The sequence below is a fragment of the Rhizobium sophoriradicis genome, from assembly GCF_025200795.1.
GTDB classification, from domain to species: domain Bacteria; phylum Pseudomonadota; class Alphaproteobacteria; order Rhizobiales; family Rhizobiaceae; genus Rhizobium; species Rhizobium sophoriradicis.
Map to the genome: position 1 here is coordinate 2,656,906 of NZ_CP104152.1, position 14,781 is coordinate 2,671,686.

Sequence of the window (14,781 nt, forward strand, 5' to 3'; positions counted from 1 at the left end):
CCGGTCATCGAAAATGCCGTGACCATAGCGGCGCCCCGATAATTTGACGTTAAGGTGAAATATACTCGCCGGATTGATGCGTCCGGTGTCGGTTCGGCTTATATCGATCCGTCCTTGCTTCTGAACGAACCAAACATGGGAGTTGAGAGATGAGAAAGCTTGTGACTGCGGCCTTCGTGAGCCTGGACGGCGTTATGCAGGCGCCCGGCGCGCCCGAGGAAGATCCGACCGGCGGCTTCAAACTTGGCGGCTGGACCGTCAATTACTGGGACGAGCCGATGGGGGAGTTCATGGACGGGATCTTTACCGATCCCTTCGCTCTGCTGCTCGGCCGCAAGACCTACGAGATCTTCGCCGCGCACTGGCCCTTTGTCGGGCAAGACGACCCCATCGGAAAGGTCTTCAATGTCGCGACCAAATATGTCGCGACGACATCGCAAGGGCCGCTCACCTGGGAAAATTCCGTTCCGCTGCGCGGCGATGCCGCCGCCGAAATCGCCCGGCTGAAGCAGGAGGACGGCCCCGACCTGCTGACGCAGGGCAGCAGCGGCCTGTTGCAAACGCTGCTGGCGCACGACTTGATCGACGAACTCCGGCTCCTGACCTTCCCGCTCATCCTCGGCCCCGGGAAGCGCCTGTTCGGCACGGGCGCCGCACCGGCAGCGCTGAAGCTCACCGCCAGCTCGGTATCGACGACGGGCGTCATCATGAGCGTCTATCAGCGCGCCGGCGAGGTCAAGCCCGGCAGCTTCGCGATACAGGATCCCTCGCAGGCCGAACTGGCGCGTCGGGAGCGGATGAAGCGCGAGGGGTGAAGCGGGCCGCTCAGGCGCCCGCGGCCTTGTTCTTCTCGTCACGCTCGAGCAGATAGATGTCCTCGGCAAGGTCCTCCATCTTCTTCGAAAGGGCGGCGTGCGCATCGCGAAGACCCTGATTATAATAGTGAGCGCCGATCTCCTCGGCGAAGAAGTCGAGCAGGAACTCCGCCGGCAGCGCGCCGATCGGCTGGTCGAGTTCCGTCTCGAAATAGCGGCGGATGCGCGAGACGATCGCCGCTTTCGCTTCCTTGGTAAATTCGATCTTCTTCATTGGCACCTCTCCGCCGGTTGCGATCAGTAGGTTGATGCTTCAGCGAAATCGATTGATCAATCAACGAAATTCAATTGCCGTGGCAATCCGCAGACCATAAGGGAAAGCTGAATTTCCAATAGGATCACCCAGATGAATCGCGCCGACTTTGTTGAAGGTTTGCGGGGCGGCTCCGCCGTTGCGCTGGCGTCGGCGCCCTTCGGCGCGCTGTTCGGAGCGCTCGCGGTCGAAAACGGCATGTCGCTTTCCGAAGCCGCCTTCATGAGCGCCACCGTCTATGCCGGCGCCAGCCAGATGGTCGGCATCGAACTCTTCGGCCACAATGTCCACGCCTGGCTGATCGTGCTGTCAATCCTCGCCGTCAATTTTCGCCACGTGCTCTACTCCGCGGCGCTCGCGCGCTATATCGGCCATTTCACGCCGGTGCAGAAATTCTTCACCTTCTTCCTGCTCGTCGATCCGCAATTTGCCGAAGCGGTGAAGCGCAGCGAGGCCGGAAAACCGCTGACCTTCGCCTGGTATTTCGGCTTCGGCATCATCATCTACATTCCCTGGGTGCTGATCAGTGTCGCCGGCGGCATGCTCGGCGGCTTCATCGGCGACCCCAAGGCGATCGGCCTCGACATCCTGCTGCCGGCCTATTTCCTCGGCATCGTCCTCGGTTTCCGCAAGCGCGACAATTTCCTGCCCGTGGCGCTCGTCAGCGCGGTGGCTTCCGTCCTCGCCTATCGTTATGTCGGCTCGCCCTGGCATGTGAGCCTCGGCGCGGCTGCCGGTATCGTGCTCGCCGCCCTGCTGCCATTGCCCCGGCAGGAGCCGGATCTGGAAGCCGATGCCCTGCAATCCGAAGTGCATGAGGTCTGAGCCATGGAATTCGATCTTCACATGGCGCTCGTCATCCTCGCCGCCGCTGCCGCCACCTTCGCCACCCGCATCGGCGGCTATGTCCTTATCACCCGGATGAAGAGCATTCCGCCGCGCATGGAGGCGGCGCTGAATGCCGTCCCGGCGGCCGTGCTGACGACGCTGGTGGCTCCCGCCTTCTTCATCGGCGGCTGGGAGGCGAAGCTGGCGCTGATCGTCGCCCTCTTCGTCGGCCTGCGCGTCTCCCATAGCTGGATGCTGGTCGCCGCCTGGGTCGTCGTGATGATCTGGCGCCATGCCGGCGTTTAGCGCCGCCGGCATGGCCCCCTAATATTCCAGCGGCAGCGTCGCGTTTTCGAGCCACGCCCTGACGTCGTGATCGTGGATCAGCGGCATCAGCGCCTCGCGCGTGCGGCGGTGATAGTCGTTGAACCAGTGCAGCTCGTCATGGGTCAGCAGCTCGGGGATGACGAGGCTGCGGTCGATCGGGCAGAAGGTCAGCGTTTCGAAGCCGAGCATGGCCATATCGCCGCCCTCGATCTCCTCGGCCCCGCGCACATAGATCAGGTTTTCGATGCGGATGCCGAAGCTGCCGGGCCGGTAATAACCCGGTTCGTTCGAAAGGATCATGCCGGGCAGCAGCTCCTGCGTCGAAAGCCTGGAGATGCGCTGCGGCCCCTCATGCACCGAGAGATAGGAGCCGACGCCGTGGCCCGTACCATGGGCGAAATCGGCCCCCGCCCGCCACAGCGCGATACGGGCCAGCGGATCGAGGTCGCAGCCGCGCGTACCCCTAGGAAAACGCGCCGTGCTGATCTGGATCATGCCCTTCAGCACCAGCGTGAAGAAGCGGCGATGCTCCTCCGAAACCGCGCCTATGCCGACGGTGCGGGTGATGTCGGTTGTGCCGTTGATATATTGCGCGCCGGAATCGATCAGGAAGAGTTCGCCGGCCTCGATCATCCGGTCGGTCTCGGTCGTCACGCGGTAATGCATGATCGCCGCATGTTCGCCGGCGCCCGATATCGTATCGAAGGAAATGTCCTTCAGCGGGTTCTGCATGTTCTGGCCGACGCGGGCACGCGCCGCTTCGAGCCGTTCGGCAGCGGCGATCTCGCTGACCGTGCCGGGTTTTTCCTGCGACAGCCAGTAGAGGAATTCCACCATTGCCGCCCCATCCTGCAGATGCGCGGCGGCCGAGCCGTTGATTTCGACGTCGTTCTTTACCGCCCGCGGCAGCTTGGCGGGATCGGCCCCTTCCACCGCCTCGCCGCCCGCCTTGCGGATGATCTCGGCGAGGGCATAGGAAGCGATATCGGGATCGATCAGCACGCGGCCGCCATCCCTCGAAACAGCGACAAGCCGCTCTTCCAGCGCCAAAGGCGGCAGCTGGGTGCAGATCTGCCCAAGATAGGCCTCCGGTTCGATGCCGGTCTTGCGCTTGTCAAGGAAGAGCTCGGCCCGCCCGTCGGCAAGGATGATGGCGCGCGCCAGCGGATGCGGCGTGTGCGGCACGTCGGCGCCACGGATGTTGAAGATCCAGGCGACCGACGAGGGATCGGCAATCAGCACCGCAGCGAGGTTCTTCTTCGTAAGATTGGCGGCGATCGTCGCGATCTTGTCGCTCGCCAGCACGCCGGCCTGGGCGACATTCTGGATGGTCACGGCGCCGAGCGGCTCGGCCGGCCGGTCGTTCCAGAGCCTGTCGAGCGGGTTGTGCGGCAGGAAGGTGAGTGTGCCGCCGATCTCCGCAAGCGCCTTTTCCAGACGGCGAACCTCGGCGCCGGAATGCAGCCAGGGATCGATGCCGAGTTTGAGACCCTTGGCGCCATTTGCGGCAAGCCAGACATGCGGCGGCTCGTTGACCAGATCGCCGCCTGAAAACACCGTGCGGTCGACCTGTTCGGCAAGCTGCGTCACATAGCGCCCGTCGACGAAGACGATCGCCTGCGCACGCAGGATGAGCGCAACGCCCGCCGAACCGGTAAAGCCCGTCAGCCATGCCAGCCGCTCCGAGCATGCTGGAACATATTCGCCGTTGAATTCATCGGCGCGCGGCACGAGGAAGGCGTCGATGCCCAGCGAATCGAAAGTCGCGCGCAGTGCCGATACCCGTTCCCTGCCGAAATGCGGCGTGGAGGTGACGTCGAAGGACTGAAACATGCTGAAAACCCGAATGTTTGAGACGAATCCGGTTAATGGGATGGCGGCCATGTTAGCGAAATTTCAATCGATGGGGAGAAAAAGCGACGAAACGAGTCGAAAGCGTCGAGCCCGCTCAGCATTTTGACAGAACTGTGACGACAAAAGTCAATTTGGCACGCGCATTGCATTGGCCGCATGGCTCCCATGAGCAAAACCCTCTGCCTCCGCATTTCAGAATAGCTATATAGACGCCATCGAACGGTTCGGACGAACCAGCAAACAAAGGATTTTTTGAAATGACCGCCTCTCTCTCGCGCTTCGCATACAGCAGCCCGGTGCAGGCTGGCGAACGCCAGACCGTGCGTCACGTGATCGGCGCCCGCCGCCCGCAGAACGAGGATAGCCTCAAGCTGCTCGGTGCCGGCCAGCGCGTCACGCGCCACCAGGGCGCCACAAGCTACGCGTTCTGAACCTGAAAGCCGTCGTCTCCTCCCCGGACCGGCCTATTGGAATGCAGTAGAGCCCGCTCGAGCGCTCCTCCTCCTTCGAGCTCGCGGGCATTGACCGGATAGACCGGTCCAAGGCGGTGCCACTGGCGCCGCCTTTTTTGTTGTGCTGGGCAAGTTCTGCTATTTTCGGGGTAGCGCAGAGCGGTTTCGCATCGGCGAGATGCACAACCTCTCCTCCCTCATCCCTGTGCTCGTCACAGGGATCCAGCGCGCCCAAGTCCTTGGGCGCAGGAGACTCTTCAAGGTCTGATGGAGTCTTTCACGGCGCGGACGCGCCGTGGCTGGATTCCTGTGACGAGCACAGGAATGAGGGTGGGGAGAAGACGCCGCGCCTCAACAAGCGGACTGCAGACCCAGCCCAAAAACTCACGGCCGGTCTAAATGGATCGTCACCCAGCCGTTCCGCCAGATCGTCCTGACGTGCCGGAGCCTCGCGCCGCTATAGGCGGCAATCACCTTCCATCGCTGCGCAGCCAAAATCCCCGAAAGAATCACCGAACCGCCCGGCGCAAGATGGGCGGCAAGCTGCGGCGCCATGCGGATCAGCGGCCGGGCGAGGATGTTGGCGATGATGAGATCGAACGGACCATGCTCGGAAAAGGCCGTGGAATGAAAACCCGGCGCGGTTCTGGTGACGATGCCCGAGGCGATGCCGTTGCGGCGAACGTTTTCGGCCGCCACCCGCGTTGCAATTGGGTCGATGTCGGTGGCCAGTACCGGTATGTTCTTGAGCTTACGCACCGCAATCGCCAGCACACCGCTGCCGGTGCCGAGATCGAGCGCGTTGCGGACGCGGCGGGATCGCACCACACGATCGATCACTTCGAGGCAGCCGGCCGTCGTGCCGTGATGGCCGGTGCCGAAGGCCTGGCCGGCATCGATCTCGATGGCGATGTCGCCGGGGCGGACCTTGTCGCGGTCATGCGAGCCATGCACTAGAAAACGCCCTGCCCTGACCGGCTTCAGTCCTTCCAGCGATCTCACCACCCAATCAACGTCGGGGATGACCTCCCGCAGCAGCTGAGCATCGGGAAAGGCGCTTTGCAGCGCCGCTTCGATGCGAGAGCGCACGTCCGCCTCGTCCTCGGTCATCATGTAGACCGAGGCCTCCCAAATATCCTTCTTCTCATCGATTTCAGTGGTGCCGATGGCAAAGTCTTCTTCGCCGAAGACTTCGCTCAGGAGGTCGAGGATCGATTCGGCCTGGCTTTCGGTCGTCGACACGTAGAGGCGGATTTCACTCACGTTAGGCGGTCTTTCCCGTTTCCGTTGCCCGCCACCGGTCGAGCCAGCGCCCTATCACGCTGAAGCTGTCACCCTTTGCTGACGAGATTCTCCAGCTTCTTTACCGCCGTGTCCGGGTTTTCGCCATAGGCGATCGTCCCCGCAAATCGTCCAGCCGAATCAAGAAGGAAAACCGAGGCATAATGATCCATCGTATAGTCGCCGTTCGGATCCTTATCGTCGACAGGCACCTTCTTGGCGTAAATGCGGAAACCTTTGATGACCTCGGTGACCTTATCCGGCGGACCGGAAATGCCGATGATGCGCTTGGAAACATTGGAGACATATTGATTGATAACTTCGGGCGTGTCGCGCTCGGGATCGACGGTCACGAAATAGGCCTGCAGCTTGGTTCCGTCCGGATCGACCTTCTCCATCCAGCCGTTCAACTCGTACAGCGTCGTCGGGCAAACTTCGGGGCAATGGGTGAAGCCGAAGAACAGCGCCGTCGGCTTGCCGCGCAGCGCCTGCTCGGTGATCGGCTGTCCGCTTTGGGAGACGAGCGTGAAAGGCACGCCATAGGGAGCTTCCGCCACCACGTCTTTCGATGTGTCGAGATTGAGTGTGACCCAACCGAGAATCCCGGCCAGTATCAGGACGCCGACCCAGATGGCGATGCGGAATGTCTTCATTGGCACTGTCCTCGTCCGGGCCGAATATGTCCGGCTGCTCTTGCCCGCTGATATAGTCCCGACCAGACGGGCGCAATTCAACATTATGTTTTCTGACCCGTGATGAATTGTCTCACCGACCAAGCCCGCCGGCAACGGGCTATCCATCGATCAGTCCCGGAGATGGAGCAAAAAATCACATGCTTTTAATGGCTTGCCGCGGAGGCCTATCAGCGATCTCAAGATAAACATCGTTAGGAAAGACTTAAGCCGTCCTATCTATATTTAACATTGCGTGCGGCCCCATCGAGCCGTTCTGACATGAAGTCTGCCGCGTGGCGAAAACCCCGGACATCCGCATGAGGGTAGAAAAGCATAAACCCGAGCGGTTTGTGGAAGGGTCTTTTCATGACGAATTCAGCAGTGCGCAAGAGCCTGTCGGTCAGCCAGCGGCTCTGGACGCTCGGCGGCGCCGCTTTTGTGGGTTTCGGAACGATGCTCGCCGTCGGCTGGTACGAAAACACGCGCATCGACGCCGGCCTGCGCCGCGCCACCGAGATCCAGGCGAGTGTCGACCGTATCAACGACATGCGGCTTGCCAACCTGACGATGGTGCTGGCCGCCATGGACATCATCGTCGACAAGGATGACAAGGCGGTAGCGCCGGAGCGTATCAAGCTGATTGCCGATTCTCTGGCCGTCCTATCCAACGGCTCGAAAGACATACGTCTGCTGGCCGACGAGATAAATGCCGGCGCCCTGCTGAAGAACTACGACGCCGACGTCGCCGAGATGGACAAGGCGATCCAGACCGATCTCGTCGCGCTGGTCCAGCAAGGTGCGCCCGACGCGGCGTTCGACAAGATCGACGACACGATCGACGGCGCCGGCGAGGAGCTGACGAAGACGCTCGACAAGCTTGCCGCCGATGGTGCCGTATTTGCCCATCAGCATGTCCAGGCCGCCAATGCCATATCGCAACGTGCCCTCTTCCTGCAGATCGGACTCGGCATCCTCGCCATCCTCACCATGAGCGTCCTGCAATATATCCATGGCGGATCGATCCGCCGCGGCATCACAGCCGTGAGCGAAAGCATGCGGCGCATCATAGGCGGCGATCTCACCAGCAACGTTGCGGAAAAGGCCCGCGGCGACGAGATCGGCGACATGGCCCGCGCCGCCGACGCCTTCCGCCTTGCCGCCATCGAAAAGCGCGACCTCGAAGCGCAGAGCCAGAACGACAGGCAGCGCAGCGACGCCGAGCACCGCGCCCGCGAAGCCGCCAAGCTTGCCGACGCCGAGGCCCTGAACGCCGCCGTCGCCGCGCTCGGCGCCGGCCTCACCCGTCTGTCGGGCGGCGACGTTACCGTTACGATCGACCAGCCGTTCCGCGAGGAGCTGGAGCGTCTGCGCCTGGATTTCAATCAGACGACGGCGACGCTGCGCAAGGCGATGAGCGACATTGCCCTCAACAGCAGCTCGATCGAAGCCAACAGCCGTCAGATGCGCGCCGCAGCCGACGATCTTGCCAAGCGCACCGAGCAGCAGGCCGCTTCGCTGGAAGAGACCTCGGCCGCCCTCGACCAGATCACCGCCACCGTCCGCAATGCGACCAACCGCGCCGAGGAAGTCGGCCACATGGTCTCGCATACCCGTCAGAACACGGCGAAATCGGACATCGTCGTCGGCGATGCGATGGCCGCGATGGAACGGATAGAAGGTGCTTCCCGTGAGATCGGCAAGATCATCAACGTCATCGACGAAATCGCTTTCCAGACGAACCTGCTGGCGCTCAACGCCGGCGTCGAGGCGGCGCGTGCCGGTGAGGCCGGCAAGGGCTTCGCCGTCGTTGCCCAGGAAGTGCGCGAACTCGCCGGCCGCGCCGCGGGTGCTGCCAAGGATATCAAGGCCTTGATCGGAAAATCCGGCGAGGAAGTGAAGATCGGCGGCGAACTGGTAACAGCCGCCGGTGAAGCGCTTCGCCAGATCGGCGAAGATGTTCTGCGCATCGACGAACATGTTAAATCAATCGTAACCTCTGCGCGCGAACAATCGGTCGGACTGAACGAGATCAACACATCGATCAGCCAGATGGATCAGGTCACGCAGAAGAACGCGGCCATGGTGGAAGAGACGAACGCCGCAAGCCATACGCTCGCCATCGACGCGGAAAACCTGACGCAGCTGATCAAGCAGTTCAAAACCGGCGAGGGCATGAGCGCCCGGCAAACGCCGCGAGAGGCAACCGCCGCCTCGCATTCGAGACCTTCTCCCGCGCGCAGCCTGATCGGCAAGGTCGCGGGCGCATTCAACGGCGGCTCTGCTGCCAAAGTCATCGCCTCACCCGCCGGGGACAACTGGGAAGAATTCTGACCATGAACAACAACGCCATCAAACAGTCGGGCGCTTATCTCGAAATCGTTTCGTTCCATCTGGGCGACCAGGAATTCTGCATCGACATCATGGCCATCCGCGAAATCCGCGGCTGGGCACCGGTGACGCCGATGCCGCATACTCCGCCTTACGTGCTGGGCCTCATCAACCTGCGCGGCGCGGTGATCCCGGTCATCGACATGGCCTGCCGCCTTGGCATGAAGATGACCGAACCTTCGGAGCGCTCGGCAATCATCGTCACCGACATCGCCGGCAAGCTGGTGGGGCTGCTGGTCGAGCAGGTTTCCGACATGATGACCATCAAGAGCGAAGACCTGCAGCCGCCGCCGGAAATCATCCCGGAAGCCCAGCGCGCCTTCTGCCGCGGCATCGTCGCGCTTGAGAAGACCATGGTCTGCTTCCTCAACCTCGATACCGTGATTGCCGACGAGCTGAATCAGGCGGCTTGAAATTTATCGCTGAACGGAATGCGAAGGCCCGGCTCGTCCGGGCCTTTTTGTTTGAAAAGACCGACTTGCCACCAATCTCTTCAGAGCCATGGCACGGCCCATCCTCCCTCATCTCTGTGCTCGTCACAGAGATCCAGCCACCGCGCGTCCGCGCGGTGAATGACCTCACTTGCAGCAGATAGAAGAGTCTCTTGCGCCCAAGGACTTGGGCGCGCTGGATTCCTGTGACAGGCACAGGAATGAGGGCGAGGAGGAAGCAATGCACTGCCCCGAAATCGAACGCTACCCTCGCCTTATTGCGGCTTCCCATTCTTCCAGGTGACGTTCTGCCCGTAGAGCGGAATCGTCGAAATCGACATCTTCGCCGAGCCATCCGTCAGCTCCCTGGAATGGGCGAGGTAGATCAGCGTGTCGTTCGCCTTGTCATAGATGCGGTTGACGACCAGCGTCTTCCAGATCAGCGACATGCCTTGGCGGAACACTTCGCTGCCGTCTTTGGACACGTCGATATTGCCGACCTCGATCGGTCCGGTCTGCCGGCAGGCAATGGAATTGTTAGACGGATCTTCGAACCAGTTGCCTTTCTTGAACCTGTCGATCAGGCTGCGGTCGAAATACGTGACATGGCAGGTGACCCCCTTGACCTCGGGATCGGAGACTGCCTCGACGATGATGTCGTTGCCGATCCAGTCAACCCCGACCTTACCGACTACTTCGGCCGAGACGGCGCCCGCTGAAAGCGCGAAAAGAGAGAGGGCAGCAAAGAAAAGGTTGCGCGGCTTGGACATGGCAGCTCCCTGGAGCGCCGCGCGTCCGACGGGACGCGCCAAAGGCGCTCTATCGCTTGATCGGCGCCTTCTAGATAAGCACGCGCCCCTGCTTTGCAAGAAACCGCTCAGGCCTTTCGGCAAGTGCAGGGGGCATAGCCGCGCGCCATCAGCCGCCCCGGCGTCATGCCGATCAGTGCCGGGATCGCCTCGACGGCTTTCGCCTTGACTGCCTTGGCCATCTCGATCGCCGCTGCCGCGCAGACCGCGGCATCCTCGGCGGCGTTGTGGTGCATGAAGCGCAGGCCGAGATGCTCGGCAATCAGGTTCAGCCGGTGCGAGAGAAAATGCGGCCAGATCCGCTGCGCCATCTTCAGGCTGCAGAGGTAGGTCAGTTCGGGATAGGACTGCCGGTAGAGATCGAGGCTCGCCCGCCAGACGCTGAAATCGAAGGCGGCATTATGCGCAATCATCGTCGCGCCCCTGAAATCGTCATGGAACTCATCCATCACCTCGGGAAACTCCGGCGCATCCTCGACATCTTCCGGCCGGATGCCGTGAATGGCGATGTTCATCCCGGAAAAGCGCATCTCCCGCGGCCGGATCAGCCGTTCCTCGACGCGCGTCACCCTGCCCTCTTCGATCCAGGCAAGGCCGACGGAACAGGCGCTGCCGCGCTGCTCGTTCGCCGTCTCGAAATCAATCGCAATGGTCTTCAATGCCGCGTCCGAATCGTTTCACCTGCCACAGGAATAGCGTCCGGCTTGCGGCCGCGCAAATTGCCCACGCGCGCCGGTTGACATTTCGCGACAGATATCCAAAATTGCTACTCATGATCGGTTCCGTGACCATGGCAGCGCTTATCCATCACACCACGACCCTTGAAGGGTATGCGGGAGCAATGGCGCGTTAACAGCGATCCGATCACCCCGAAACCCTGCCGAGGCGAGCAGGGTTTTCGGAAACCGGCTCTCCTCTTGAACCCCAAGGAGAGCATCCAATGTCCGAAAATGAAGAGAATGGACCGAGCCGCCGAGCGCGCTTGCCGGAGGGCATCCTGGTGCGTTCAGTCCGCCTTTCCGATGCGGAAGAACTCACCGATCTCATGAATTTGCCGGGCTACCGCGCCGGCACGTTGCGGCCGCCCTACCAAAGGGTCGAAGAGGTTCGCAAGCGCATGGAAAATCCCTCGCCGGGCGCGCTCAATCTCGTCGTCACGCTGAACGGCAAGATCGTCGGCAATTGCGGCCTCAACCGTCTCGGCGGCCGCCGGCAGCACGTCGCCAGCGTCGGCATGGGCGTGCATGACGATTTCACCGGCCGCGGCTTCGGACGCATCCTGCTCGGTGCGATGGTCGAGGCCGCCGACGACTGGCTTGACGTCAAGCGGCTGGAACTGACCGTCTATACCGACAACGACGCCGCGATCAGCCTCTATGAGAAATTCGGCTTCGAACGGGAAGGCCTGCTGAAGGCCTTCGGCTTTCGATCGGGAGAGTATGTCGACGCCTATACAATGGCGCGGTTGAGACCTTGAACGGACGAGGCTGACGGCCCGCCGTCAGCCTCTCACCCGCTGATCAGCGCCAGCCATTCGTCCTCGTCCATCGTCTGCACGCCGAGTTCGCGCGCCTTGTCGAGCTTGGAGCCGGCGCCGGGGCCGGCGACGACGATGTCGGTCTTCTTCGACACCGATCCCGCCACCTTGGCGCCGAGGCTTTCCGCCCTCGCCTTCGCCTCGTCACGCGTGAATTTTTCCAGCGAACCGGTAAAGACTACCGTTTTGCCGGCGACCGGACTTCCCGCCGTCACCGGCTGTTCGGCCTCCTGTGGCGTCACCTCATCAAGCAGGCGGGTAATCACCTCGATATTGAGCGGCTCCTTGTAGAACTCGACCATGGCGCGCGCCACGACCTCGCCGATGCCCTCGATGGCGTTGAGATCGTTCCAGGCGTCGCCGGACAGCGGTGCTGCTTCCCTCATCGCCGTGGCAAATGCTTCATAGGTGCCGTAGGAGCGCGCCAGCAGCTTCGCCGTGGTCTCGCCGACATGACGGATGCCGAGCGCATAGATGAAGCGGTGAAGCGCGATGCTGCGCCGTTCGTTGATCGCGGCATAGAGCTTGCCGACGCTGACCTTGCCGAAGCCGTCGATATTCTCCAGCTTGGTCAGCGATTGCTGCTGGCGCTTCTCCAGCGTGAAGATCTCGGGCGCGGTGCGGATCTGCAGCGACGCGTCCTCGTGTTCGAAGAAGAAGTCGATCTGCTTCGACCCGAGCCCCTCGATATCGAAGGCGTTACGGGAGACGAAGTGCTTCAGATGTTCCGTCGCCTGCGCCCGGCAGATGAAGCCGCCGGTGCAGCGGCGCACCGAATCCATCTTGCCGGTCTTCTCGTTGACCTCGCGCACGGCATGCGAGCCGCAGACCGGGCAGGTCTTCGGAAACTCGTATGAGCGGGCGTCGGCCGCGCGTTTTTCCATCACCACGTCGAGGATCTGCGGAATGACGTCGCCGGCACGCTGGACGATCACCGTATCGCCCTCGCGAATATCGTGCTCCTCCGGCCGGATACGCTCGCCGCTATTGCCGATGCCCTTGATGTAATCCTCATTGTGCAGCGTCGCATTGGTGACGACGACGCCGCCGACCGTGATCGGCTTCAGCCGCGCCACCGGCGTCAGCGCGCCGGTGCGGCCGACCTGGATCTCGATCTTCTCGACCTCGGTGAAGGCCTGCTCGGCCGGAAACTTGTGCGCCGTTGCCCAGCGCGGCGACCGCGAGCGGAAGCCGAGGCGCCGCTGTAATTCGAGGCTGTCGACTTTATAGACGACGCCGTCGATGTCGTAGTCGAGATCCGGGCGCTCAAGGCCGATCTCGTCATAATGTGCCAGAATGTCGGCGACCGAATTCAGCCGCTTCATCAGCGGATTGACAGGAAAGCCCCAGTCCTTGAAGGTCTGCACCATGCCGAACTGCGTATCTTCAGGCATCTCCGACATCTCGCCCCAGGCATAGGCAAAAAATTTCAGCTTGCGGCTCGCCGTCACCTTGGCGTCGAGCTGGCGGAGCGATCCGGCGGCCGTATTGCGCGGATTGACGTAGGTCTGCTTACCCTCCGCCTCCATCTGCCGGTTCAGCGCCAGGAAGTCGCTCTTGGCCATGTAGACCTCGCCACGGATTTCGACCACGGCGGGAACGCCCTTCGGCAGCTCGTTGGGGATCTCGGCGATCGTCCGGATGTTGGCGGTGACGTTCTCCCCCGTCGTGCCGTCGCCGCGCGTGGCGGCGGTTACCAGCCTGCCGTTCTCGTAGCGAATCGACATCGACAGACCATCGATCTTCGGTTCGGCGGTAAAGGCGATCGACTGGTCCGGCAGCCGGCCGAGGAAGCGATAGACGCCGGCGACGAAATCCTGCACGTCCTCCTGCGAAAACGTGTTGTCGAGCGACAGCATCGGCCGCGCGTGAGTGACCGGCGAGAAGGTGACGGAAGGAGCGGCACCGACATGCCGCGACGGGCTGTCCTCGCGGATCAGCTCGGGAAACCGCGCCTCCAGCGCATCGTTGCGGCGCTTCAGCGCGTCGTAATCGGCATCCGATATCTCCGGCTGGTCCTTGCCGTGGTAGAGCGCATCATGATGCGCGATCTCCTTGGCCAGCCGCTCGAGCTCGGCGGCAGCCTCTTCGATCGTCAACGTGTCGACGGCGGAACCTTCGGTGGACATCGGACATCACTCCAGGGAATCTGGCCAGAAAATCTGGATTGTTTTTAGAGCAAAATTTCCGGATGAAAAGAGAGACCGAATAGGCTGCATGCCGGATGGCCCGCTATCGGACAGGGCCGCCCACCACTCCGCCCTCATCCCAGTGCTCGTCACAGGGATCCAGCCACGGCGCGTCTGCGCCGTGAATGACTCTCACACAGGTAAGAAGTCTCTCGCGCCCAACGACTTGGGCGCTCTGGATCCCTGTGACGAGCACAGGGATGAGGGCGATCGGGTCAGCGTTCGCGCCAAATTCATACCTCTGGGACGCTTGTCACGGCCTTCAGCGCCAGCAGGAAACACAACAGCTCGCCGCCTCGCCGGCCTATTCCCAGTCTCTCGCATTGCGCAGTCGAATGCCGCTGACATGCAGGCCGGTGTTCCAGAGGTCTTTCAACGGCCGCAGGCTATCGACTGCCCGGAGATCCACCTTGCGTGGCGCAAACTCCTGGTCGAGCCGAGACATGGCGGTCCGCTTGACGGGAACGACGCGTCTGCTGGACACCCACATGCCTGCATCCTTAAGCTCTTCGAAGCCGTCGGACGTCATTTCATAGCGGTGGATCGTCTCCGCCTCGAGCCTGTCCAACCAACGACGCTCGACGAAGGCGACGGCGCGCCAATCACCGAGCCAGCGCCGCCGTTCGGCCTCCGGCGTATCCGGCGTCCCCCACAGTAGGATACGCGGGCAGTCTCGCGGAAAGAGATACATGAAAGCATGATCATCATCGATCGCCCAGACGAGCGGGCCGTTCAGCCATTCCCGGCCAACCGGGCGAACCGAGGGAATGAGAACAGGGCGCGGCTCGAACACCGCGATATCGGGATCATCGCTGAAATGGAAAAGGCGCATGGAAAACGGATCGCGTCTGATCGGGAAGATGCGCATAGCGTGAAGCGCCGT

General features: G+C 62.1%; 15 protein-coding genes. 7 read left to right on the forward strand and 8 right to left on the reverse strand.

The annotated features are described in order from the left end of the window. Window positions 1-149: 149 nt before the first annotated feature. A complete protein-coding gene (locus tag N2597_RS13270) occupies window positions 150-815 on the forward strand; it encodes a dihydrofolate reductase family protein (protein ID WP_183597231.1) in 666 nt (221 codons plus the stop codon). 10 nt (window positions 816-825) lie between these two features. On the opposite strand, the gene N2597_RS13275 is transcribed toward N2597_RS13270, so the two are convergent. Beyond that, window positions 826-1,089 carry a DUF2164 domain-containing protein gene (locus tag N2597_RS13275; protein WP_064682700.1) on the reverse strand — a complete coding sequence of 88 codons (264 nt, stop codon included), beginning with the start codon at window positions 1,087-1,089 and terminating at the stop codon, window positions 826-828. Between the two features lie 132 nt (window positions 1,090-1,221). Here N2597_RS13275 and N2597_RS13280 point away from each other — a divergent pair, with 132 nt between their 5' ends. Together N2597_RS13280 and N2597_RS13285 are read left to right on the forward strand one after the other, a co-directional pair. After that, window positions 1,222-1,953, forward strand: coding sequence for an AzlC family ABC transporter permease (locus N2597_RS13280; protein ID WP_183597228.1), 732 nt, complete (start codon window positions 1,222-1,224; stop codon window positions 1,951-1,953). Between the two features lie 3 nt (window positions 1,954-1,956). Continuing rightward, window positions 1,957-2,262: a branched-chain amino acid transport AzlD family protein gene (locus tag N2597_RS13285; RefSeq protein ID WP_183597226.1), complete on the forward strand. Its 306-nt coding sequence runs from the start codon at window positions 1,957-1,959 to the stop codon at window positions 2,260-2,262. A gap of 18 nt (window positions 2,263-2,280) precedes the next feature. On the opposite strand, the gene N2597_RS13290 is transcribed toward N2597_RS13285, so the two are convergent. After that, window positions 2,281-4,116 (reverse strand): aminopeptidase P family protein, encoded by a 1,836-nt coding sequence (locus tag N2597_RS13290; protein ID WP_183597224.1) that lies wholly within the window; start codon window positions 4,114-4,116, stop codon window positions 2,281-2,283. A 278-nt stretch (window positions 4,117-4,394) separates the two neighbouring features. Between N2597_RS13290 and N2597_RS13295 the strand changes: the two genes are divergently transcribed. Beyond that, entirely contained in the window at window positions 4,395-4,568 is a 174-nt protein-coding gene (locus N2597_RS13295) for a hypothetical protein (RefSeq protein ID WP_009996123.1), read from the forward strand. Window positions 4,569-4,973: 405 nt separating this feature from the next. Here N2597_RS13295 and N2597_RS13300 read toward each other — a convergent pair whose 3' ends face one another. Both N2597_RS13300 and N2597_RS13305 read right to left on the reverse strand, forming a co-directional pair. Continuing rightward, window positions 4,974-5,852, reverse strand: a complete 879-nt coding sequence (locus N2597_RS13300) for a 50S ribosomal protein L11 methyltransferase (protein ID WP_009996126.1) — start codon at window positions 5,850-5,852, stop codon at window positions 4,974-4,976. A gap of 68 nt (window positions 5,853-5,920) precedes the next feature. Then, entirely contained in the window at window positions 5,921-6,523 is a 603-nt protein-coding gene (locus N2597_RS13305; protein WP_077993009.1) for an SCO family protein, read from the reverse strand. 387 nt (window positions 6,524-6,910) lie between these two features. On the opposite strand from N2597_RS13305, the gene N2597_RS13310 reads away from it, so the two are divergent. Then, window positions 6,911-8,875, forward strand: a complete 1,965-nt coding sequence (locus N2597_RS13310) for a methyl-accepting chemotaxis protein (RefSeq protein WP_183597222.1) — start codon at window positions 6,911-6,913, stop codon at window positions 8,873-8,875. Window positions 8,876-8,877: 2 nt separating this feature from the next. Next, a complete protein-coding gene (locus N2597_RS13315) occupies window positions 8,878-9,345 on the forward strand; it encodes a chemotaxis protein CheW (protein ID WP_004668786.1) in 468 nt (155 codons plus the stop codon). 293 nt (window positions 9,346-9,638) lie between these two features. On the opposite strand, the gene N2597_RS13320 is transcribed toward N2597_RS13315, so the two are convergent. Continuing rightward, window positions 9,639-10,133: a CreA family protein gene (locus N2597_RS13320; protein ID WP_077993011.1), complete on the reverse strand. Its 495-nt coding sequence runs from the start codon at window positions 10,131-10,133 to the stop codon at window positions 9,639-9,641. Window positions 10,134-10,240: 107 nt separating this feature from the next. Continuing rightward, entirely contained in the window at window positions 10,241-10,831 is a 591-nt protein-coding gene (locus tag N2597_RS13325) for a 3'-5' exonuclease (RefSeq protein ID WP_183597221.1), read from the reverse strand. A gap of 281 nt (window positions 10,832-11,112) precedes the next feature. Between N2597_RS13325 and N2597_RS13330 the strand changes: the two genes are divergently transcribed. Beyond that, window positions 11,113-11,649: a GNAT family N-acetyltransferase gene (locus N2597_RS13330; RefSeq protein ID WP_077993015.1), complete on the forward strand. Its 537-nt coding sequence runs from the start codon at window positions 11,113-11,115 to the stop codon at window positions 11,647-11,649. A gap of 32 nt (window positions 11,650-11,681) precedes the next feature. On the opposite strand, the gene ligA is transcribed toward N2597_RS13330, so the two are convergent. Both ligA and N2597_RS13340 read right to left on the reverse strand, forming a co-directional pair. Beyond that, window positions 11,682-13,838 carry an NAD-dependent DNA ligase LigA gene (gene ligA / locus N2597_RS13335; RefSeq protein ID WP_077993018.1) on the reverse strand — a complete coding sequence of 719 codons (2,157 nt, stop codon included), beginning with the start codon at window positions 13,836-13,838 and terminating at the stop codon, window positions 11,682-11,684. 364 nt (window positions 13,839-14,202) lie between these two features. Beyond that, window positions 14,203-14,730 carry a DUF6886 family protein gene (locus N2597_RS13340; RefSeq protein WP_038692705.1) on the reverse strand — a complete coding sequence of 176 codons (528 nt, stop codon included), beginning with the start codon at window positions 14,728-14,730 and terminating at the stop codon, window positions 14,203-14,205. Window positions 14,731-14,781: the final 51 nt, after the last annotated feature.

Excerpts from the sequence above, each read along its gene's own strand:
- N2597_RS13285 (WP_183597226.1), top strand. The coding sequence starts at position 1,957 with ATGGAATTCGATCTTCACATGGCGCTCGTCATCCTCGCCGCCGCTGCC.
- N2597_RS13280 (WP_183597228.1), top strand. The coding sequence starts at position 1,222 with ATGAATCGCGCCGACTTTGTTGAAGGTTTGCGGGGCGGCTCCGCCGTT.
- N2597_RS13305 (WP_077993009.1), bottom strand. The coding sequence starts at position 6,523 with ATGAAGACATTCCGCATCGCCATCTGGGTCGGCGTCCTGATACTGGCC.
- N2597_RS13310 (WP_183597222.1), top strand. The coding sequence starts at position 6,911 with ATGACGAATTCAGCAGTGCGCAAGAGCCTGTCGGTCAGCCAGCGGCTC.
- N2597_RS13275 (WP_064682700.1), bottom strand. The coding sequence starts at position 1,089 with ATGAAGAAGATCGAATTTACCAAGGAAGCGAAAGCGGCGATCGTCTCG.
- N2597_RS13340 (WP_038692705.1), bottom strand. The coding sequence starts at position 14,730 with ATGCGCCTTTTCCATTTCAGCGATGATCCCGATATCGCGGTGTTCGAG.
- ligA (WP_077993018.1), bottom strand. The coding sequence starts at position 13,838 with ATGTCCACCGAAGGTTCCGCCGTCGACACGTTGACGATCGAAGAGGCT.
- N2597_RS13295 (WP_009996123.1), top strand. The coding sequence starts at position 4,395 with ATGACCGCCTCTCTCTCGCGCTTCGCATACAGCAGCCCGGTGCAGGCT.
- N2597_RS13315 (WP_004668786.1), top strand. The coding sequence starts at position 8,878 with ATGAACAACAACGCCATCAAACAGTCGGGCGCTTATCTCGAAATCGTT.
- N2597_RS13290 (WP_183597224.1), bottom strand. The coding sequence starts at position 4,116 with ATGTTTCAGTCCTTCGACGTCACCTCCACGCCGCATTTCGGCAGGGAA.
- N2597_RS13330 (WP_077993015.1), top strand. The coding sequence starts at position 11,113 with ATGTCCGAAAATGAAGAGAATGGACCGAGCCGCCGAGCGCGCTTGCCG.
- N2597_RS13270 (WP_183597231.1), top strand. The coding sequence starts at position 150 with ATGAGAAAGCTTGTGACTGCGGCCTTCGTGAGCCTGGACGGCGTTATG.
- N2597_RS13320 (WP_077993011.1), bottom strand. The coding sequence starts at position 10,133 with ATGTCCAAGCCGCGCAACCTTTTCTTTGCTGCCCTCTCTCTTTTCGCG.